The organism is Candidatus Harpocratesius sp. (assembly GCF_054039255.1).
The window spans coordinates 1-23,119 of sequence record NZ_JBPLBG010000043.1; the positions used below are offsets into that span (position 1 = coordinate 1).

The 23,119-nt window shown below is 29.7% G+C and carries 18 protein-coding genes; 10 read left to right on the plus strand and 8 right to left on the minus strand.

Going from position 1 to position 23,119, the window contains the following annotated elements:
• Nucleotides 1–205: 205 nt before the first annotated feature.
• Complete coding sequence (locus ACXLDF_RS10265; RefSeq protein ID WP_457558433.1) at nt 206–820, minus strand: hypothetical protein; 615 nt, start codon at nt 818–820, stop codon at nt 206–208.
• 212 nt (nt 821–1,032) lie between these two features.
• On the opposite strand from ACXLDF_RS10265, the gene ACXLDF_RS10270 reads away from it, so the two are divergent.
• Nucleotides 1,033–1,890, plus strand: a complete 858-nt coding sequence (locus tag ACXLDF_RS10270) for a phosphorylase family protein (RefSeq protein WP_457558434.1) — start codon at nt 1,033–1,035, stop codon at nt 1,888–1,890.
• On the opposite strand, the gene ACXLDF_RS10275 is transcribed toward ACXLDF_RS10270, so the two are convergent.
• From ACXLDF_RS10275 to ACXLDF_RS10290, 4 genes are all read right to left on the minus strand, one after another.
• Nucleotides 1,887–2,978 (minus strand): phosphatase PAP2 family protein, encoded by a 1,092-nt coding sequence (locus tag ACXLDF_RS10275; protein ID WP_457558435.1) that lies wholly within the window; start codon nt 2,976–2,978, stop codon nt 1,887–1,889. The two genes, ACXLDF_RS10270 and ACXLDF_RS10275, sit on opposite strands and share 4 nt — an antisense overlap.
• A 267-nt stretch (nt 2,979–3,245) precedes the next feature.
• Nucleotides 3,246–4,493: a hypothetical protein gene (locus ACXLDF_RS10280; RefSeq protein WP_457558436.1), complete on the minus strand. Its 1,248-nt coding sequence runs from the start codon at nt 4,491–4,493 to the stop codon at nt 3,246–3,248.
• Nucleotides 4,494–4,597: 104 nt separating this feature from the next.
• Nucleotides 4,598–4,927: a hypothetical protein gene (locus ACXLDF_RS10285; protein ID WP_457558437.1), complete on the minus strand. Its 330-nt coding sequence runs from the start codon at nt 4,925–4,927 to the stop codon at nt 4,598–4,600.
• Nucleotides 4,915–5,640, minus strand: a complete 726-nt coding sequence (locus ACXLDF_RS10290) for an oxygen-binding di-iron domain-containing protein (RefSeq protein WP_457558438.1) — start codon at nt 5,638–5,640, stop codon at nt 4,915–4,917. Before ACXLDF_RS10290 ends, ACXLDF_RS10285 begins: the two co-directional genes overlap by 13 nt.
• A 371-nt stretch (nt 5,641–6,011) precedes the next feature.
• Between ACXLDF_RS10290 and ACXLDF_RS10295 the strand changes: the two genes are divergently transcribed.
• The 3 genes from ACXLDF_RS10295 to ACXLDF_RS10305 all read left to right on the plus strand — a co-directional run bounded on the left by ACXLDF_RS10295 (nt 6,012) and on the right by ACXLDF_RS10305 (nt 10,103).
• Nucleotides 6,012–8,306, plus strand: coding sequence for a hybrid sensor histidine kinase/response regulator (locus ACXLDF_RS10295; RefSeq protein WP_457558439.1), 2,295 nt, complete (start codon nt 6,012–6,014; stop codon nt 8,304–8,306).
• Between the two features lie 87 nt (nt 8,307–8,393).
• Nucleotides 8,394–9,032 carry a DUF47 domain-containing protein gene (locus ACXLDF_RS10300; RefSeq protein ID WP_457558440.1) on the plus strand — a complete coding sequence of 213 codons (639 nt, stop codon included), beginning with the start codon at nt 8,394–8,396 and terminating at the stop codon, nt 9,030–9,032.
• Between the two features lie 63 nt (nt 9,033–9,095).
• A complete protein-coding gene (locus tag ACXLDF_RS10305; RefSeq protein ID WP_457558441.1) occupies nt 9,096–10,103 on the plus strand; it encodes an inorganic phosphate transporter in 1,008 nt (335 codons plus the stop codon).
• Nucleotides 10,104–10,340: 237 nt separating this feature from the next.
• Here the strand turns inward: ACXLDF_RS10305 and ACXLDF_RS10310 are convergent, their stop codons facing one another.
• Nucleotides 10,341–13,493: a hypothetical protein gene (locus ACXLDF_RS10310; RefSeq protein ID WP_457558442.1), complete on the minus strand. Its 3,153-nt coding sequence runs from the start codon at nt 13,491–13,493 to the stop codon at nt 10,341–10,343.
• A 315-nt stretch (nt 13,494–13,808) separates the two neighbouring features.
• Here ACXLDF_RS10310 and infB point away from each other — a divergent pair, with 315 nt between their 5' ends.
• The 6 genes from infB to ACXLDF_RS10340 all read left to right on the plus strand — a co-directional run bounded on the left by infB (nt 13,809) and on the right by ACXLDF_RS10340 (nt 19,336).
• Nucleotides 13,809–15,602, plus strand: a complete 1,794-nt coding sequence (gene infB, locus ACXLDF_RS10315) for a translation initiation factor IF-2 (RefSeq protein ID WP_457558443.1) — start codon at nt 13,809–13,811, stop codon at nt 15,600–15,602.
• Between the two features lie 218 nt (nt 15,603–15,820).
• On the plus strand, nt 15,821–16,243 hold the full coding sequence (locus tag ACXLDF_RS10320) for a 30S ribosomal protein S6e (protein ID WP_457558444.1): 423 nt from the start codon (nt 15,821–15,823) through the stop codon (nt 16,241–16,243).
• 47 nt (nt 16,244–16,290) lie between these two features.
• Nucleotides 16,291–16,473: a 50S ribosomal protein L24e gene (locus ACXLDF_RS10325; protein WP_457558445.1), complete on the plus strand. Its 183-nt coding sequence runs from the start codon at nt 16,291–16,293 to the stop codon at nt 16,471–16,473.
• A 186-nt stretch (nt 16,474–16,659) separates the two neighbouring features.
• The gene (locus ACXLDF_RS10330) at nt 16,660–17,331 is read left to right on the plus strand and encodes a cobalamin B12-binding domain-containing protein (protein ID WP_457558446.1); all 672 of its coding nucleotides are present in this window, start codon (nt 16,660–16,662) and stop codon (nt 17,329–17,331) included.
• On the plus strand, nt 17,331–18,356 hold the full coding sequence (locus tag ACXLDF_RS10335; RefSeq protein WP_457558447.1) for a uroporphyrinogen decarboxylase family protein: 1,026 nt from the start codon (nt 17,331–17,333) through the stop codon (nt 18,354–18,356). The genes ACXLDF_RS10330 and ACXLDF_RS10335 overlap by 1 nt, the downstream gene beginning before the upstream one ends.
• 53 nt (nt 18,357–18,409) lie before the next feature.
• Entirely contained in the window at nt 18,410–19,336 is a 927-nt protein-coding gene (locus ACXLDF_RS10340; protein ID WP_457558448.1) for a PAS domain S-box protein, read from the plus strand.
• A 30-nt stretch (nt 19,337–19,366) separates the two neighbouring features.
• Here ACXLDF_RS10340 and ACXLDF_RS10345 read toward each other — a convergent pair whose 3' ends face one another.
• On the minus strand, nt 19,367–20,179 hold the full coding sequence (locus tag ACXLDF_RS10345; protein ID WP_457558449.1) for an ABC transporter ATP-binding protein: 813 nt from the start codon (nt 20,177–20,179) through the stop codon (nt 19,367–19,369).
• A gap of 24 nt (nt 20,180–20,203) precedes the next feature.
• Nucleotides 20,204–23,074, minus strand: a complete 2,871-nt coding sequence (locus ACXLDF_RS10350) for an FtsX-like permease family protein (protein ID WP_457558450.1) — start codon at nt 23,072–23,074, stop codon at nt 20,204–20,206.
• Nucleotides 23,075–23,119: the final 45 nt, after the last annotated feature.

The window sequence follows — 23,119 nt, forward strand, 5'->3', positions numbered from 1 at the left end:
CAAATTTTTAATCAACAAATTTTAAAATTCGATGGTATATTTGTAAATGAGTAAATTATGCAGCATTTCCAATTTTTAGTTAATCTCTCAAATGTTGACTAAGACTCATAAATCTATCTATATAATCAAGAAATAAAATCAAAAAATGCATTTAGGTCAAATATACAAAAAATTCAATAACAAAACAATCAAATATGATAAAAATTTATTTTGTTGATTTGCGTTCTGGAAATAAGCGTTTAACTAATGTTGCAGTTTTTGTTTCAAAATCGAAATTAATCAAATTAGCCTTATGTAATTCGTGACAAGCCCGAAGAATGATTGCTCCTCCAATACCTGATGCGTTTTTCAATTGTTCTATGGTCATTTCACTTGATTCGCCATGCAGCAAAAGCAAAATCTTAAAATGAGCTTCTGTGGAATATACTTCGCGGAATAAAGATGTGTATATAGCTAAAGTGGCACGCATGTCTTGAATGCTCACATTTTCATCCCCACTTGCCAATTTGGTTAGTTTTTCAAGTTCAAGTTTGACATTTGCATATTCTTCAAGTAGTTGATGCTGTTCTTGTGTTAAACCAGAGATAGCTTTTTGTTGTTCTTTGGCTTTTTTCTGCAGTCGAATCTTTTCTTCTTCTAAATATTCCTGCTGTTCCCGTAATTCAATTATATCCAGTTTGGTCGTAGAAATCACTCTTTCAACTTCATTGATTAGATGTGATATGTTAGTTTTTGTTGTACGAACTAATTTTAAAGCTTCATCAAGTTTATCTAGTTCTAATCCATTTTTATTTAAATTAGATGACGGTTGCGCTTCCATATCTACAATATTGTGTTTTACAAATTTAAATACTCCTCTTCATAAAAGTGATCGCTATTTATTCCAATTTTAATTTGAAATCAAAAAAAAACATTCAAAATTTTACTTTCAAATGAATAATTACATAAGAATTCATTTTAGATAATATTTTCAACTGAAGAAAAGTCTTCTTCCAAAAATTGAAATCATTAAAAATATTTTATTTACTAATAATGAATGAAAATAAAAATCACCCGATGTCCCAATGGTTATCAGAAAGCTTGCAGAAATACAATATAAGCGATTATGAAATTATCCAATCCTTCTTAGGATGTAAACCAAAGGAAATTCTTTCAAAAGTGATTATGGCTCCTTATTGGGATCCAGAATTTTTTAAAGAAATTTGGCCTAATCAAAAAACACTTGTTATTAATCGCGTATGGCAGATTTCTTTAGATAAAACATCATTTACATTCATAAAAACTGGTATAGGGGCACCATTATTTGGAGATATTGCTTTTTTGCTCACACTACCATCAGTTCATTGTGAAGAAGTTCTGTTTATTGGTTCAGTTGGTGGGTTAGTTCCTCATCTTAATATTGGTGATCTTGTAATACCAACTGAATCAATATCAGGTTTAGGTTTTTCACGCTATCTTTCACCAAACCAACTTAGTGAAAAAGATTATTTTGGTCAAATTTCAATGCCCGATTCGCAAATAACGACAAAACTTCAAATTGCTGCAAAATCTATAATCCAAAAACAGAATTCAATACAATCTGAGAAGCAATCACAGAAAACCGAATTACATTTGGGGAAAATATTCAGTACTGATACAATTGTAGGGCAGTTTGCACATATTGAAGAATTTGTGAACATGGGATGCATTGGAATTGAGATGGAAACTGCAATCTTTTTTCATATAATGAAGGAAGCAAAAATCCCCGCAGGAGCCTTGTTATTAGTTTCAGATAATGTTATTACTAAAAAATCGCTGTTTAGTGGGCGAACTAAAGTAGATAAAGAAAAAAAGAGAGAAGTAAAGCGGTTATTAATTCCTGAAATTATAAAAAAGATGTATGAATTTTAATTTTCAGTATTTTTTATCGTATTTTTTACAGGATTTTTTTCAGATTTTTTTTCGTTAACTCCTTTAAAATTTTTAAAAAGCCAAACAAAAAAGCCAGGAAGTCCTAAACCTAGCACAATAGCAAAAAGAAAATAGCGGACACCCCTCATGATAGGATTCCATGCATCAGGAAAAATTTCGAATAAAAGACTTAATCCAAAATAAAATCCAATCCCAATAACAATCCCAATTGTTCCTGCAATAATTTTTTGTTTTAGTGAAAGTTTCTTCGGATTATAATGAATATATCGATGTTCGATAGGAAAAGTAATGCTTAGTCCAATAAATAGTCCTGCGGGTTGAGCCATATCTTCAACTTGTTCCCATAAAGCACTAGGATGGATCAAATAAAGTAAAATAGAACAAATCGACCATAATAGAAGACCTGAAATTACTCCAATCCAAATTCGTTTTCCCATCGACCAAGGTGCAGCACTAATTTTTGGTTCCCAGTACGAATACAATAATAGCAAAAAGCCAGCGAGACCAAATCCTCCAATAATATCACCTAAATCGTGAACACCAATCACTAACCTTGAAATTGGCACTAATACTATTAACAAAGTGGTTCCAATCCCAACTAACAACTTAGAGCGTTTTGATTCAAATTCTTGCACATTTAACCCTACATATCCCCAAAAAGAGACAGTTCCTGTAGTATGCCCACTTGGAAAGCCATAACTTGCTTTAATTGTGCTTGTACTTGGGCGTGGATCTTGAAATGTAAGTTTAAAGAAATTTGTAAAATTGAGTGAAATCAGAAAATTGAAGATAATCCGTTCGGCAAATTCTTTATCAATTGTGAGGTAAATCAATAAAAAGAAGACAATATAGGCATAATCACTACCTAATTCAGTAATCACTTTAAAAATAGAATAAATAGTTGGATTCTGGCTGTAAAGGGGCTCATTGAGACCAATTTTTATTAAAACGATTCCTATAATAACAATTGTAGCAATAATTGAGCTAATAATCCAAATGTCCTTCGAATTAACCCGATGGTGTGGACTGGTAGAATAATTGGAATGTGATAATTCATTTATTGGCATAAATATTTATTCATCAAGGAACTATAAAAAAATTAGCTTAATATAGGCTTGTTCTAATCCATTTTAATATGATTTTCATTTGTTCTTATCAAAATTTTCTACACGTTGCATTTCTGCTAATAATTGTTTTATTCATATATTAAACTAATCTACACCGAATTAGGAACTAAACAGTGTAAATTAGTTTAGAAACTTAAAAAATTAAAGAATTAAAAATAGAAAATTATAAAATCCCAACTAAATATACAAAAAAAAATAATCAAATAATTAATCTACGCATGCACCCTCAATCGCTGATAATAATGGATTTAAAATAACTAAATCTTGAGGATGAATGATGTTTAAATAATGATTCATTAATTTTTCATGTAAAATTGTATTTAATTGGCGTTTATATTTTGAATAATAAAAATCAACTAATGTACGTTCAAAAATGATCCAAATGTCCATGAAATGAGCCATTTCACTAGCAGTTGAATATACATTTAATATATTATCCTTTTTTATCCAAATCAGTTTAGCGTCCATCTGAATCCGAGAAGTAATTTCTGGAAAATCAATTTTATCCAACAGAAATCGAAGATCTACAGTAAATTTTTTTGGTTTTACAATTGATTGCAGTATTTGTAAAAATTCTTCGATTAAATCAACTAATAGCAATATTTTACGTTGATTATCAGGAATAATTATTATATAACCAGATTGCTCTAAACTGTTAAGAACGTCCAAAATTCCTTCTCCATATTTAGATTGTAGTCGAAAAACAGCTTGATGAGATTTTAAATCTGTAAATAACTCAATCAATTCAAAATCTTGATATTTATTTTTTAGAATTTTATATTCATCAGATTTTCCATTAATAAGATTAATTAGCTTTTCGCTACCACAAATATAATCCCTGTGTTCAATCATCATATCAAAATGCAGCATTTTCTGATAAAAACAATAATTGAATACTTCTAGAATAGTCTCTTCTTTCTCTCTAGAAAACCTTGGAAGGTTTTGTATCTCAGTTTTTCCGTCAATTTCTGTCAGAAAAGGAAATTTGTGCTTAAGATGGACCCATTCGGATAAATTCTGATCATTAATATCTAATACAGGAATCCAATCGAGAGAAATTGGTTTTCTAAACAAAATATAGATTAGTTTTATTTTAAAATCTTCATATACTTCTGGATCTTGCCTTGAACTTGAATCCATTGGATAATTTGAAGCAAAATAAGAAAGAAGGGAGAGAATCTGGTCTTTATAAATAATTAAGTCTTGATCTGAGATAATAGCAATAATTAATCCTTCAGATTTGAATAGAGAAATTTTCTGGGAACCGTTATCAATGACGAAATGAGTGGATTTATTCTGAAAAATATTTTGAGAAAAACCATCAATAGCACTTAAAAATCCAGATAAAAGGACTTCGTCAAGTACCAATTGATTTTGATTAAAATCAAACATTACTTTAGCTAAGCCGTATTGATCAAATACAAAAGCTTTTTCGACTTGGTATTTTTGATGCATTGCAAGTATTTCCTATAATAACTTTTATTGAAATGTAAAATAAAAAATAAATTGAATTAAAACAAAATGTAAATTATTTATATAATATAAATTATGTTGAAAAATTATTTTCTCCGAAATCGCTTGAAAATACTTCTTCTCTTTTTTGAGCTTCTTTTCGTCAATAATTCTTCTGGTACAGGAATTTGGTTTTGCCTGGCTAATACTATAGCGGTCATTTTTGCAGGAAGATTACGAGAACCATAATTGACAAGTAGTTTATTTACTGCTTGAATGTGATTATCTTCTAGCCAATCAATTTCATTCTGATCAGTTAAAGCAATACCTGATTCATAGCAAATTTTAGCCATTAATTCTTGCCCGTATAAACCTAATCCACGGGTGACCATTAAATTTACAAAATTCATTAGTTTTTTGTCATCTAAATCAGCCATGATCCCACCTCGAAATTTAAAAGTGCTTCAACACACTTTGGAATAAAATCTTCTTTTATAATTGAACCATGTTGTGGACAGATCATTTTTATTTCAAAATCCTTGATTTTATTTGCAAAACTTTCAATCGCAGACTTATGAGCAATATAAGGTTCATGAAATATCCGCATAGCCTCGATGTAATTTTCATTAGCATATAGATGCCAATCAACTGAAAATGCGGCAAAAATATCACTAGAAAAGAGAGTTTTTGTTTTCATATCATAAGAAACATGTGCACCTGCAAAATGCAGATACGGAGAGGTTATAAACATTAATTCTCTTCCATTATCTAATTGTAAAACATCTCCATCTTCAATTGTTGTAATTTCAGTTCGAAATCCATAATAAGGTAAAAGTAATGAAGTTCTAAGAGTTGAAATTATCTCAAAATTATCTACTCCAATAATTTCTTCAAATAGAGGAATTGAAGCAGCTAAATCTGGATCTTGATGATGAACAACTATATAGTTGATTTTTTCTATTGGGACGACTGATTCGATTTTCTGTTTTACAATATTAAAATGTTCTGGAAGACGTGATCCTGGATCAAATAAAACAACAGAATCACCTTCAATTAGCAGATATGGATTATTAGAAAAACCTGCCTTAGGATCTCCAAATCCAACCCAATATATTCCATCATTCACTTGAATTGCTTTATTGTTTTCCATTTTACATAGCACCAAAAGATAAATAGTAATTTGTTGGTAAAAATATTACTGATTAATTCTGTTTTGTATAAATCTCTTAAAAAAAAAACTCTTTAAAATTATAAAAGGAGAGAAATTTTTCATTTCAACTAATTAAGTTAAAGAAATAGATATATTATCACATAAATGGTATTAATTATAAATTTTAAAAAAAACATGACCTTTCACATTAATCTTCACCATCTAAATGAGTGATATTATGTCAGAGTGCTAGATGAGGGAGAAAGATTATCGTGAAACTTCATGAAAAAAAATAAAAATAACAACATACAATTATCATGAGAATAAACATTAAATAATTGAGCTTGCTATAATTAAGGAATATATTTACAATGAACAAAACAAATCCATCGTTTAATGCCATAAAGTATTTTTTAAGCAAATTTCCTTATGCAGCGGTCATTTCTGATAAGAAAGATAACAATTTATATGTCAATCCTCAATTTACAACATTGTTAGGTTATACCATAGAAGATATATCAAATACAAAAAAGTGGGAAGAACTTGCATATCCTGAAAAAGAATATCGAAATATAATTCAAGATATAATTCCTGAAATTTTAAATCATTTTAATAATATTATTGAAGATACTTCACCAAAAAGATTACAACATGTAAAATGCAAAGATGGTACAATTAAATCAATAATTTTTCAAGATATTCTAATTTCAGATGATTATTTTATAACAATTTTAGAAGATATTTCAGAAAAATTCCAAACACAACAATCTCTTAAACAGACTCAAGAACGTTATCAGCGAATTGTACATCATCTACCTATCCCTCTTGTAATTTCTAATCAGACTCAAGAAATTTTATATGTAAATAAAAAATTTGAAGAGACTTTTGGCTATACGATCAAAGAGATCCCAAATAATCAAAAATGGATGGAATTAGCATACCCCGATCCAAAATATAGAGAAAAAATCCGAAATCAAGGAGAAAATCAGCGAAACGCCTCTAAAAAACCCCGGGAACGACAAGTAACATGTCATAATGGAAAAATAAAATGGGCAATACTGGAGGAAATTGAAATTGGACAAGGAGAGTACTTAACAACATTTCGAGATATCACAGCACAAAAACAGGCAGAAGCAATCGCGCAAGATAAAGCGAATGAATATCGCAAAATTGTTGAAGATGCTAGCGATTTGATAATTTTAGTTGATATAAATCGCATTATTATTGAAATTAACCCAGCATGTGAAGAATTACTTGGTTATTCTCGTAAAGAAATGATTGGGCATGATTTTCGAGAATTTGTAGATAATCGATATTGGGATCGTATGGATAAAATGGGTAATCTTAAATTTTCAGGTCAATTGTCTCAAACGACTTATGAAATTGAAATGATAAAAAAAAATGGTCAAAGATTTTTTGTTGAAATAAATACCAGATTTTCATATAAAAATGATAAAATGATTAATGCTACTGCAATAATTCGAGATATTTCAAGACGAAAAAAGGAAATTGAAGAACAAATCCATAGAGAGAAAATTGAATCAATTGGCTTATTAGCAGGAGGAATTGCTCATGATTTTAACAATATCTTAACCAGCATTTTAGGTTCAATCAATCTTCTTCAAATTAGTAAAGAGATACAAAATAGTAAAGAAAATCAAGAATTGTTAGCAGATTTAGAAAAAGCAACAATTAGAGCAAGAGATTTAACAAATCAACTTCTAACATTCTCAAAAGGAGGAACACCTGTTAAAAAATTAGAATCCATTAAAGATATTCTATATGATACAACAAAATTTGTTCTTCGAGGTTCAAAAGTAAAGTATCATTTTGAAATTTCAAAAAATTTACCAAATACTCAAATTGATGGAATACAAGTATCTCAAGTAATTAATAATTTAGTGTTAAATGCCCTTCAAGCTATGCCGAATGGAGGAAATTTGTATGTTCGAGCCCATACTGTTAAGATTACTCATGATGATGCGATTCCTTTAACACCAGGAGAATATATTCAAATAGAAATTGAAGATACTGGAGAAGGAATTCCCAACGATCTCCAAAAACACATTTTCGAACCATATTTTTCTACAAAACCTACAGGTTCTGGATTAGGTTTAGCCACAGCATACTCAATTATTAAAAATCATAACGGTTTCCTTACATTTCATTCAATTGAACATGAAGGAACTATTTTCCTTATTTTATTGCCAATATTAAAAATTCATCAATCATCTGCACCTTCAACTATATCTTTATCAACATCCATGCAAATTAAAAAAATACTTTTCCTTGATGATGACAAATCAATTCATAATATTATGCAACGATTTTGCGATCATCTAAATATTGATTTAGTATCTGTTTATTCAAGCAAAGATGCTTTATTTTTATTAAAAAAATCCCTAAATTCAAAAGAGAATTTTGATGTTATTATTACCGATCTTACTATTCCAGGAGATATAGGTGGTGATACAATCGTTAAAATGATTAAAAAAGTTGATTCAACAATGCCAGTTATTGTTTCAAGTGGTTATTCAACTGATCCCATAGTAGCAAATTTCAGAGAATACGGATTTGATGGATTTTTGAAAAAACCCTATACAATTGATCAATTAAAACAAGTTCTTACTTCAATTACACAAAAAAATTCTAATCAATATTCATAATATTTTTCTCTTGATAAGTGCGAATAAGTCTAAGCTTGATTCGATATAAAGATCATATTAATTAAAACTGCTGAGAATTATTTTTTTATGTCAAAAACAGATAAGCTTAAGCTACGCAATCTTTTTGATCAAGACAGTGATTTATTGGAAAAAGCCTTTCATACAATGTGTACTTCATTAAATGCATATATCGAAGAAAATGATGAAGAAAAACAAAAAATGGCGCGTGAAACGATTAGAATTGAAAAAGAGCAAGATGCTCTTCGTTCACAGATGATCAAACGCTTATTTTCTAAAGAAACAATGGTTTTTTCACGAATGGATCGATTAAAAATTATTGAGCAAATGGATAAAATTGTGGATGAATGTGAAATTGTTGTACGCAAACTTCTTCAATATAATCCATCAATACCTTTGAATATGAAAGAAAAATTGATTTTAATCTCAAATAATAACAGAAGCATAGGCACAGAATTAAAAAATCTTATTCAAACTGTTTTTGATGATTTTTCACAAACTGATGCATATATTAAGAAGATTACTGATCTACGAAGAGAAATTCGTGAGATTCACTGGAAATTACTTGAAGAAAACTATAAATCTAACAATAACTTTATGATTTTCTGTTATTTTCGTGATTTAATAAAAGCAATAGCAAAAGTGGCAGATAGAAGTGAAGAATTTGCAGATCAACTATTCGGTTTCATTTGTAAGTATTCATTGTAGCTTATGTATAATTAAAGATTTTATTAAAATAAATGTAAAATAAAAACCCAGGATGATTAAAAAATGGAACCTCTCGTTATTCTTCTTTTGGTGTTAATGGTGGCACTAGCATTTGCAATTGGAGCCAATGATGAGACAATGGCAACAATCGTGGGCAGTCGTGCATTAAATCTTAGGACAACAGTTATTTTAGGAGCATCTTTAGTATTCATTGGTGTGTTGCTATTATCAGCGAAAGTTGGAGAAACTATAGGAAAAAATTTGTTGGGAACAACTGTACAATATGAAGTTTCCATGATGTTGGCCATTTTGGTAAGTACATCCATCTGGTTGGTTGTTGCATCTCAAACTGGCTCTCCGATATCAACAACACACTCAGTAGTTGGATCAGTGTTTGGAATTGCTGTAATGTATAGTATTCAAAATTCAATATCTTTTGCGAATACACTTAATTGGAGTAAAATGGGTGATGTTGCTCTAGGTTGGATAATTTCTCCGATCTTAGGGTTTTTAGGAGCTTATCTTATTCAATTAATTGTCAAGAAATTCATAAAAATAAATTTGAAAGGCTTGGATAAGCTTGAACACACAGAAAAATCATTTATGTGGTTACTAATTATTTCAGTGTGTTGGACTCAAATCTCCCGTGGGGGAAATGATTCAGCAAATGCGCTTGGAATCTTGTTTGGACTAGTGAATAGTGGAGATGTTGATCCAAGTCTTCAATTTTGGTTAGTAGCATTAACTGGTATGGTTTTAGCAGCAGGATTAGTTATTGTAGGAAAGAATGTTATTGCTAATGTTGGGAATAATTTAATCGAAATGCGCCCAAGTGATGCCTTCAGTATACAAATTTCGACCAGTATTGTGATATTTTTGGCAACAATCTTAGGATTACCAGTATCAGGTAGCCATATTTTGATTTTCGCGGTAATTGGGGCAGGCCGGGTTAAAGGTGAACGACCTGATAAAAAATCGTTTCGTAAAATGGTTCTCAGCTGGATAATAACTTTTCCTGTAGCTGCAATTTTGTCTATGTTATGCTATTTAATTTTTGGAGCAATTTTTTGAGATTTTTACAATTTTATTAATATCATCAATAATTTTCTCTGTACTTAAGAAAATTAATCTTTGTGCGAATAAATTCATATTGAAAACAGTGTTAAAACTTATTCGCACATAGATAGCAGAAATTTGAAAAATTTTATTTTTGATATTTATCAAAAGCTAGCAAAATTTTTACAAAAATAAATAAAAAATAGACTTCACAAACAGATACGTAAAATAAAAATAAGAAAAACAAAAAAATTAAATTGGTCGTGAATTAGCTTGGAAAATTGGATAAATGAAACTGCCAAAAATCTGTGCGTAGCCTTCTAATATTGAAACAATTGCAATAAGATCTTTTTCATCTTTAGCTTTCGGACAGAGGACAATTTCTTCACCATCACGAGCTAATGCGTAAAAGTCGTTAGCACCTTTCAGATTCCTAAATTGAATATTACCGAAAACTTTCATTTTTTCTACAATAGGACCGTATTTTCCCAAATCCCAATTTGTTGTATATAAAAATCGTGCGGATTTTTTCTCATAAGCAACTTGTGAGAGAGCTTCTAATACTTTTGGTTCTACAGTTGGAGTAATGATTGTTATGGTGCTTTTCGTGCGTTTCATTGAAGCAATTATGGATTCAATTAATGCCTGTGTTCCAAAAACATGCCAAGTTGCACTTCGACCTAAAGAAGGAACTTTGCGAGAAGCTTCACTGATCGCACTTAGTTCATCTACATCTTCTTCGGCAATTTCAACTGCTTCATCAATGGAATTCATAAAGTTAAGCGTGAAATCAGCAATAGCATCCTTTGTGTCTTGGATGTTTTCATGAATTGTTTTAATCAAGTCGGTTTTCAAATTATTAAGTTTTTCTTGATAATCAGCTTTTCGTTTCTCTAACAACACATGCAGATCATTCTCTAATTTGTTAAATTCCTCTGTAACTAGCGAAATTTGTGAATCAATATCATTCTTTTGTTTTTTATCAAGTGTTTGAATAATTTCTTTAAACTTAGTGATATGATTATCAATTTGTTCTTGTTGAACTTTATTAATTTGGGCAACTTCTTCTGTAAAAAGTTCAATTTCTTTATCTAATTTTTGTTGTTGTAATTCATTTAATTTTTCAAATTCTGTTTTAACGAATTGAATTTGTTCATCTATTTTTTGATGTTGCATTGAATTTAAATTGTGTACATCATCTTTAATAAGCTGAATTTGATTATGTAAACTTTGTGAAATGGTCTGTTTAGTAGAATCAAAATCCTTTCTGACGATATCAAGTTGTGAATCATATACTTTTCGTTTTTGGTTTTTGAATTCACTCATTTCAGTAGCTAATAATGTTGCATGCTCATTATTATTTGAAATAACTTGTTGTCTATAATTTGCTACGTTCTGATCATGGGTTTGAACAATTCCTGTTACTTTTTGTTTTCCAGATACATGTCGCGAATCCATAGAACTATACCATTGATCAATTTTACTATTAGCAGTAGAATTGCTCTCATCGCTAAATTTCAGAACATTTTGTCTGTGTTTGTTAAAAGCTAATTCAAAATCATCATGATGAGAGTGAAGAGAACTTTCTAATTTATCTTTAAGTTGAGTAGTTGTTGTTTGGCAGTGCTCAACATTCATTTGAAAAAGTGAAGTAGTTTCTTCGTTAAGATCATGAGCAAGATCTTCTAATTCAAGACCCAAAGTTTCTTTTTGTTTTGTATCTAAAGCATTTATTTCTGAAGTCATTTTTTGAGTTTCAGCTGAAACAATTGAATCTATATCTTGCTTAATTTGAGTGGTTGTCTCTCCTGTTTTTTGGATATAGCTAGCAGTACTTTCTTCAAAATTCGCTTTCATTGAACCTGATATTTTTCCGACTCTTTCTTGGATTTCTTTATAGTTTTCTAAGAATTTCTTATGTTTACCAAAAAGCAGAGCTTTCCATGCACTACCACGTTTTGCAAGATCATGAGCTAATCCTTCATATCGATCACTTGTATCTTTCAGATTATCCATCAATTCTATAGCTGCATTTTTAAAAGCGAGTACTTGACCAGCTAATTCACTGTGGCGTGTTTCAACTCTCTCTTTTATATCATTTTGTATTTTTTCAGTATAATGTTTATTATTTTCGATTTGAATAGTTAGTAAATTAGAAAACTCATTTTTCAGATCATCAACTACATTCTTCATCCGCATTAGATATTTCTCTAATGTTTCCTTCACTTTTGGATGTAATTCAGAAACATTTTCTTTATGTAATTCTACATGTTCATCCAATTGTTGTTTACACTCGTTCTCTAAGGAATTAACACGCTCAGAAAAATCCTTTAAAATATCATCAACAATTTGATTCCATACATTTTTATGATCTACTGTTGTGTTATCATAAGTCTGTTTAAATTCTTCAGCAATTTGCTTTAAATCTTGATTTAAAGTATCGATCATTCCATGCATTTCAGTTTCAAATTCTTGATATTGAGTTTTATGTAAACTAGTAAAATCATCGATTTGAGCATTAAAATTCTCTTTATCTGTTTTAAATTTGGTAATGTGATCATCTATTGTCTGATTTACTTGTGAATCATGAGAATTAACTGCATTTTTGAATTGATCATAATTATGATCAATATGTTCATGTAAATCTTTTTCTAAGTCTAATGATGTTTTTTCATAACGATCTCGACTATTATACATGATGTTTTGGATTTCATTCTCTACATTGGTGCTAGTTTCTTGAAATCGATCTCTGGCTAAGAATAATCCTTTTTGGATTTCATCTTCTACATTTTTACAAGTCTCTTTCAGCCTATCTCTTGCATCTTCTGTTGTTTTCTTAACTTTTTCAGTGTATTCTATTCTTGTAGATTCAAATTCATCTCTTGCTTGAAAAGTAGATTGTTCAATTTGCTTTTCTAATTCGTTACTTGTCTCAGTATACCGATTAATCGCATTTTCTATTAAAGTCTTTTTCTCAACATCTTGTTGATCACTTTCTCTAAAAACATCAGAAATTTGAGTTTCAACAAAAGATTTAACTTGTTCAGTTGTTGATTTTTCACTATCTTCAAGATTTTCAAATCTTGAAGCTTGATCGCTTAAAACATTATCTTTTATTTCAGAAATAACATCTCGAAAATGCAACGCTTCCTTTTCAAATAATTCTAAATAAGGTTCGAGAGGAATATATCGATCTACTATTCCAGGAATTTTATGAATGAATTTTAATTGCTCTAATTTATCCACAATTGGTTGAATTTCCATTAAGTTATTTTTATTCAAAATTCCTGCAATTTCTGAAACTGTTACTTGTGTATATTTTAAAACCACAGTATAAACATCTAATTCAGCTTCAGAAAGGCCATAATGCTCATAAATTTTAGGGATTCTTTCTTTCAGAGACATATTTTATTCCTTCTTTATATTACTTTCTTACACTATTCTTATTTACTATTAAATTATAGATTTTCGTTTCACTCTAAAATATTTATCCTTTTAGTAAAATCAAAGAACTTTGTAAAAAATTATGTTGAATTTCTATTTTCTCATTTTGTATGCAGAATCTCTTTTTTATCTATATTATATTTGCAATTTTATAAATTAATTGCATTTGATCTTGGATAAAATAATAGAACAAAAAAATCTAAGGCGATTTCATACTTAAGAAAAAATTAATGAATTATTATCACTTATTTCAATTATTTCAAAGGAGGAATTCTGATGTCACATTCTAAACAAATTCGAGCACCAATTATCACTGTTTTAGGTCATATTGATCATGGTAAAACATCTCTTCTCGATTATATCCGCGGAACAGTTGTGCAACAGCGAGAAGCTGCAGGGATCACCCAACATATTGGAGCCTCCTTTTTCCCAATGTCTGAAATATTAGATTTTTGTAAAGCAAATGAAGCTCTTCGGAAAAAAATAACCATTCCAGGATTATTAATTATTGATACTCCAGGTCATACAGCATTCATGAACCTTCGAAAGCGTGGAGGTGCAGTAGCAGACGTTGCTATTTTAGTTATTGAAATGCCAACAGGTCCTATGCAGACAACATGGGAGGCAGTCCGCATTTTACGGGAACGAAAGGTACCATTTATCATCGCTGCAAATAAAATTGATCGAATTGATGGTTGGAAATCAATCCCAAATGCTGATTTCATTCATTCTTATAATAAACAAAGTAAATGGGCAAAAGAACTTCTCGATAAATATATTTATGAGACAATTGGATTGTTTTATGAAGAAGGATTTCCTGGAATAGAACGCTATGACCGGATTTCAGATTTTACTAAAAATCTTGCTATTGTACCGACAAGTGCAAAAACAGGAGAAGGTATTCCCACTTTGTTAATGGTTCTATTGGGAATTGTGCAACAGTACCTTCAACATAAAATTAAATATACAGATGGTCCTGCTCAAGGTGTTGTTCTAGAAGTAAAAAAGGAACAAGGTTTCGGAATGACACTGGATACAATTATATTCGATGGACATTTGGCAAAAGGGCAGACGATTGTAGTGGGAAGCACAAATGGACCAATTACAACTCATGTGCGCGCCTTGTTAACTCCAAAAGATATGGATGAAATTCGAGATCCAACTAATAAATTCCAGCAAAATGACGTTGTATATGCTGCAGCAGGAGTCAAGATTTTAGCACCGAATATTGAAGATGTGGTTGCGGGATCGCCTATTAGAGCCGTAGATTCCGAAGAAAATCTTAAAAAAGTAATAAAAGCAGTTGAAGAAGAACTTGAAACGATAAATATTAGTACGGATGAAGAGGGAATTATTTTGAAAGCAGACACTTTAGGTTCTTTAGAAGCTGCAGCAGGTTTATTTCATCAATATCAAATACCAATAAGAAAGGCCCAAGTTGGAGCAATCACCAAAAAAGATATAATGGATGCTGTTGCCGCGCGAGAACTTGACGAATATTCAGGACAAATATGCGGTTTTAACGTTAAAATTCTTCCCGACGCAGAAATTGAGGCACAGAATCAAGGGATTCGTATTTTTTCAAGTCCAGTGATCTATCAAATAGTCGAAGAATATATTGAATATATTGAAAAGAGAAAAAGCGACGAAATAGCCAAAGCTATGAATGATTTGATCCTACCAGGAAAAATAAGCATTCTTCCCCAATATATCTTCCGAAGATCAAATCCAATGGTGGTTGGTGTCCGTGTAGAAGGAGGAGTAATTATTCCAAAACAAAAACTTATCAATCAGGATGGAAAAGTTGTTGGAACTCTACATTCAATTACCATGAATAATAAGCCAATTCATTCAGCGAAAAAAGGGGACGAAGTCGCAATATCGATTACAGGAGCTGTATTAGGCCGAAATGTCCAAGAAACGGATAAATTATTCATTCGATCACCCGAAGGAGATATTCGTTTGTTACGAACAAAATATCGGAGTGAATTAACACCTGATACAGTCGATATATTAATTGAATATGTCAAAATCATGCGCAAAATTGAATCTCAATATTGGGCATTATAGAGAAGGAAATTAATAAGTGCGAATAAGTTTTCTTTTTGCGATAATCACCAAACTAATCCAAAATTTTTTTTATTTTGCTACATTTTTATATTCAGAACCCACTCCTTCAAAATCCTGAAACTAAGGAACGATGATTAAAACTAATATTGACTTATGATTTTATCTCGTGAGGGACGGTCTGGGTTGTTCAATAACAACCTGACAATGTGGTGACAATTATGAGCGAAGAAGGAACGTATAAAATAAATATTTCCGCAGCAGGAAAAGATGCCCCAGAAGAATTTAGAGGACAAACCAAAGTCTTAGTTTTAGAACCAGCCAAGTTTCAACCTTTAATTGGAAAAACCATCGGTGAAACCTTTAATGGTGGAATTATCGGATTACCAGGCTATCAGTTAAAAATTACTGGTGGTAGCGATGCTGGTGGAATTCCAATGCGCCGAGATGTGCATGGTCCCGTAAAAAAAAGAATTCTTTTAAGTAAAGGTCCTTGCTATCACCCTAAGCATAAAGGTGAAAAGAAGAGAAAAATTGTTCGAGGTAATGAAATCACCGATAATATGACCCAAATCAATACAGTTGTTGTTAAATATGGTAAAGAGAAACTCTTTACTGCAAAAAAGGAGGCAGATTCGGAATAAACGCTCAATAGAAATGAGAAAATTCTGAATTTATGGAAGTGATTAAAATGGTTAAAATATTAAAATGTTCATATTGTGGTAAAGAAATTCACCCAGGAACAGGTACTACATATGTAAAAAATGATGGTACAATTTATCAATTCTGCACTAAAAAATGCAAAACTATGAGATTGAAATACCGAAAACCTGCCAGAAAAGTTCGTTGGACCAATTACTTCGGAGAAAAATAAGATAAATTCATTATATTCAAAAATTATCTATCCATTTTTTTTGTTTTAACACTTTTTTGAAAAAGTATCTTATTCTTTTAAAAAAATCAACATATTTTTATCTACTTTTCAATAAAAAATTGGAATATTTCTTCTAGTTAATTTATAAATAAAGATCAAAAACTGAAAATGGCATAGGTGTAAACAATGAAGGAAAGATTAGAGAAAGCATTACTTGAAGTGAATTATCAAGATGTTCACGAAATTTTTCAAAAATTGCTTGCTCAAAAATCTCCATTGACAAAAATATTAAGAATTATTCATTCAGTAATGGAATCAATAGGTGAAAAATGGGAACAAGAAAAAATTGCATTATCGCAAGTTTATATGGCAGGAAAATTAATAGAAATGGAAATTGAACTACAACTTAAAAATCGAGAATATGATAATATAATTAATAATCAAAAATGGCAAAAAAAAGTATATACTTGTGTTTATGAAGATTACCATGCCCTAGGTTTATTAATTTTAAATTCAACATTACGAATAGCAGGATTCCAAGTCGAAAATTTAGGAATTGGACTCACTGAAGAAGAATTATGCAATTTAGTATCATCAAAGCAAATTACATTGTTACTTATATCAACTCTTATGTTGGCATCGGCTAAGCATTTAAAAACGACAATTCAATCTCTTCGTAAAATCAACCCAAATATTAAGATTCTTGTAGGCGGTGCTCCATTTAATCTACAACCTGATCTATGGATACAAATAGGAGCAGATGGATCAGGAATATCACCATATTCTATTATACCAATTTTAGATCAACATTTTCAATCTATTCAATCTTCTAAAACATCAATATCGGAGGGATTATAATGGACTCAATGGAACGTATCTTTGCAGCTGTTCAGTATCATGATCTTGATAGAATACCATTTATTCTTAATTTAACACATCATGGTGCAAAGATCCTTAATTTATCGATTAAAGAATACTATTCAAAATCAGAATATATGATCAAAGGTCAAAAACGACTCTGGAAAAGATATAAAGATGATGCGGTAATTGGGATATCGTATTTTGCTTCAGAATTTAAAGCGTGGGGAGGAGAAGTAAAATTTTTTTCTGATGGCCCTCCGAATTCAATGCGCCCTTTTTTATCAAATCTAGATTCAATATTCTCAATAGAACCACCACAAATTGATGAAATTCCAGAATTTAATGAAACTTTGAAGACAATTCAAGGGCTTCACGAATATTTTGGAGATTCAGTTCCAGTTATAGGAGGTATTCTATCACCATTTTCATTTCCAATAATGCAAATGGGATTTAATAAATACATAGAATTATTATACCAAGATCCATCAATATTTGATGAATTAATGAAAAAAAATATTTTATATTCCACAAATTGGGCAAATCGGCAGATTGAAGCAGGAGCAACAATGATAATATATTTTGATCCCATGTCGAGTCCTTTCATAATTCCAAAATCAAAATTTGTAGAAACTGGTTATCAAATTGCAAAAAAGATACTCCCAAAAATTAAAGCACCAATAATTTACCATTTCGCTTCCAGTCGTTGTCAAGAACTCCTTTCAGAGTTATTACAATTACCTATTTCAGGCATAGGTATTTCAAACCAAGATAATATTAAAGATAGTCTAAAAATAGTTGATAAAAAAGTAGCTTTGATCGGTAATCTTAGTGGAATCAACCTGGTACATACTTCTCCTGAACAAATAATTGAAGAATTAAAGACATTATTGAGCTTAATTTCTCCTGGAAAAGGATTCATTGTCTCAGATCATCATGGAGAGATCCCTTATTTTGTTTCAGATGAAATTTTAACCACAATTTCCCATTTTTTCCATCATTCAGCAAAATATCCACTAAAATAAAATCATAAAAAACTCATTTTTTAAATCAATTTTCAAACAGAGATGAATAAAAATTGAACCAGATTGCAGATTTTGCATTTGTATTAGATATGATTACGAAAATCACTCAATTTGCAAAAAAAGATAACATTTTAAAAAAAAGCAAAGAAGTTTTTCAAATGCTTTTTGCACCAAAAATTATTGAATACTATAAGGAGCTTCCAGAACATCTAAAGTCTCAATGTAATGAACTTGAAACTGTACCATTTATGTGGATATTTGAAGAAACAGCATTAATTATCCCAATAAAAAGGAATGAATATCAGTTTGGATTTATTTATATGGAAGACTTTAAATTTCCAGAATATCGCAAAAGATACCTTACACCTGCACTTTTAGTTACTAAAGTCCTTGCACTCAGCTTACAAAACTCAGAAAATTTTGAAAAAATCGCAAAATCAGAAGAGAAATTTCGCCTTTTTATTGAATATACAGTCAATTGGGAATATTGGTACCACCCTATGAAAGGATTTCTTTACATATCTCCCTCGTTTGAAACAATCACAGGATACACTCCAGAAGAAGGGTATGCAGATCCAAATATATTAGATCGAATTATTTTCCCAGAGGATCTTCCATTATTTCATGATTTTTTTTCTCTTAATAAAAAAACAATTGAATTTAGAATTAAAAGTAAATCAGGTAAAATTGTTTGGATTGCACATAGTGCTACTAAAATAATTTCAGAAACGGGAGAATTCATGGGAATTCGAGCAAGTAATGCCGATATAACAGAGAAAAAGCAGAAAGAATTTGAAGTTGATAGACTTAAAAGTATGATCCCCATTTGCGCAAGCTGTAAAAAAATTCGCACTGATGATGGATATTGGAATCAAATTGAATCATATATATCTTCGATTTCAAATATTGAGTTTACCCACTCTCTTTGTCCCGAATGTGCTAAAAAAATTTTCCCAGAAAATGAAGAAGAAGAAAGATAAGAAGAAATATAAGAAAAAAGAGATATATTTTTATTTGATTTTTTTAAGCTTATTTGTTAAAAAGTAGATTGTTTCTTGAATTTCATGCTTGATTTCATCGTTTCCATAGGATTTTTCGATCTTATCTTCTAAGTATAATTGAAAATTATCTTTTTCATCAAATTCTGGGGTCTCAATGTATGAAATTTGACCGTCTTTAATATGGAAAACCCTATCTGCTATGTATTGCATGTTTGGATCATGAGATACAATAATTATTATTTTTTCTGGAAATTTTTTGATGATTTGGCGAAAAAGCCGCATGATTTCCTTTTTAGAAGAAGTGTCTAACTCTCCTGTAGGTTCATCACATAGAATCACCTCAGGATCTTTAGCTAAAGCCATCGCAATTGCTATTCTTTGCTGTTCTCCTCCACTCAACTCTGATGGATAATGGTGTCTTCGATCATACAATCCAACTAATTCTAAATATTTTTTGACAATATCTTTTATTTCTTCTCGTTTTTTCATTTTCATTTTAAGAGGAAATGCAATGTTTTCTTCAGCAGTCAATTCTGGTATAAGATTAAAAAATTGAGCAATATAACCCAAACTATTTAATCGGTAATCATCCCATTCCTTTTCAGATAATTTAAAAATCTCTTTTTCATTAAGAAATACTATTCCTGAAGAATTATCTATAATTCCAGCCAAGATATTAAGTAAAGTTGTTTTTCCACAACCGCTTGGTCCCATTATGAGCGAAATTTCCCCTGCTCTAAAATTAGCGGTCAAATTATTTAAAGCATTTACCTTTATTTCTCCACGTTTATAGATTTTACTCAAATTTATGATTTTTAGCATTTTTATCCCTCAAATAAATATATATTAATCAAAGCTACATCTCTCAGACTTTCTTTTTGTTTTTAAAGATTTAATTTGTGATACTGTTATAAGAGTTAAACTGACTAAAAAAATGAATGAAACGATTACAGATACTAAAATCATTTTCAAATATGGAAATTGGATGTGATATGGATATTCTCCAAAGTTATTCAGGAATCCAAAAAGGCCTAAATTTCCAACAATAGAAAGAATAGCACCAAATATACCTATTCCAAGATATACCATATATTCTTTCATGGTGATTCTAACCAATAATTTCGAATTTCCTCCATTAATATATATTTTTTCCATATCGTCTTTTAAATTTAAAATTTGTAAATAAAGAATCCAAATAATACCTCCCATTATTATTATCAAAAATTGGCATGTTACAATATCCATGAAATCAGAATAATTTACATCAATTCTATCATACCTTAAATGGAGGGAAAAGGTTGAATCAATTAGTGGATTACCTGAAACATTTGTATTTTTCATATAATTCATTAATGATATATATTGTTCTTCTAAGTTAGCATTTACACTATCAGAAATTCTAAAACCATAAGTTATTTCATCACAAATAATTGAAGGAAAATTGTCAATATTGCAATAAAAAAAGGGAGAACTCGTAGTATCATAAGAAAGAAATGAATTGAAAGGAGAACGAGTATAATACCCAATAATTATGAATTCTTTTTGATAAGTTTTGGTTTCATTAAGAAAATATATAATAGTAATGTTATCACCAATATTCAAATTTTTTTCTTCTAAAAATCCCTTTGTGGCAATTAATGTATTATTTTGTTTCAAATCTTCCATTAATTTATCGAATTTTGATGAAAACCACGAGTTAGGCAAATCTTTAAAGTAATTTTTCCATAGATTTATATCAATTCCCCTTATCCAACAATTGGATATTCCAGTTTCATTATACTGGCATGATATTTCAGGAATATAGATAAAATCTTCATATATATCATGATTCAAATTATCTTCAAATTCAGATGTGATTTTTTGAAAATCAGATTGAGTGGATATATCTATATCAGTATAACTAAATGCTATATCAGATTTTCCATTTAAAAATAATGCCATTTCATTTTCCCGTTCAGTATAGGTATTTGTAATTGTAATGATTTGAAATACTAAGCCAAGAGAAATTGAAATAAGGAATATTATTTTAATGTTCTCTTTGATTTTTCTTTTAAATTTTGAAATAAGAAACTCATTCTCAAATGAAACTTTATCTTTCATAAGATGTTTCAAAGATTTCGTTATTTTCTCAATATTTAGTAGTATTAAGAAACAGAAAGCGCTAATAATGAAATATGGAGTAAATATTGATATAAAGCTAAAAAATGGGAATAAATAATAAGATAAGACACTTATAAATACATTCTCAGAATTAATAAAAGAACGATTTTCAAATTGAGAAAAGATTAAGAGTATTATCAAAATTAAAAATAATATATTAAATCGCTTTTTGCTTGTTTTAATTAAAAAAAAATCTTGAAACTGTTCTTCACTACGGGATAAAAACTGTGAATTTTTCATAATTTTCTTTAATTGAATTCGTGATGAAATCAAGGACAAAACAGTTCCACCTACAATACTGATAGCTAATAATGATAGATTGAAACTTTGCATGCTTAGTTCTTTCGATCTTTCAAAATTGTAAAAATAGAATTTTAAAAATTTACCTTGTAAAAAGATAGTAATGAAAAGCCCAAAGAAATAAGATAGCAAACCTCCTAAAATTCCCTCGAAAACTGCCTTACTTAAATATTTTCTAATAATTACATCTCGAGGAACACCATTTATTCTTTTAATCAAAATCGAATCAGAATCTCTTTGGAAAATAGATTTTTGAATTATCCCTAAAAACCAAACACCCACAAAAAAAGCAGGAATAGATAAAAGTATTTGAAGATATTTAAAAATCTTAATCTCTTGCTGAAAGGTGTTTATTTTATCAAGAAGGAGTGGTTGAAGATAACTTAGATGATAAGCATAATTATCTATAATAGAAGTTTGAAAATCATTAAATAAGCTTTTTATATCCTTATAATTTCTATTAACTAGAATATCTTGTGGAAGTTTTACATTTAATGCTATTTCAAAACTAAAATCCCTTAAATTACTCGGCCGAAATTGTGTGTAAATATTCTCATAAAAAAAACCAATATCCATTAAAATCAAGCAGTTTTGTTCGGCGTACGGCCAATTATTATATAGAATCGATAATTGAAAAAATCTTTCCCATGAATTAACTTTTAACTCCCCTCCAATAGATGTTGAAAAATTAAAAATCGAATTGTAATAACCAGTTTTATTTATAAGAGCTTCACCAGTAAAATCATCATATTCAATTGGCACAAAGTTTACATTTTCTCCGATACTTAAATTAAAGTAATCCAAACAATAATTGTTGGGATAAATTGAGTTTTTATCCAGATTTCCCATATCCTCTGAAAGTAAAGAACGAAATGAAGAATTATTAAAAATATCATAATCAATCGCAAATATAAATATTTCATTAGTTGGAAAATTATTTGCAACAAATAAGGATTTAAAAATATCCGTTGTAAGAAAAGCGATATCAGAAGAAATTTTAGCTGATGCGAACATGGTCAATGAAATTCCCATTTCTTTAACAATCGATTCTTTATAGGAGTTTTCCATATACGTCTCAAGCTTATCGTATTGTCCTTGACATTGCATATCTACAATTTGATCTTGAATGATTAAATTTTGCATTGAATTTATACTACTATCCAAATAGAGATTGGTGCTAATTACACCGATCATTGATATAATTATCGCAATTATCTTGAAAATTTCAAATTTATAATTTTTTAATTTTATTTTCATAAAAATCATAGTTATGAGAGATTTTTGGTAAAATTTCCAAATTAA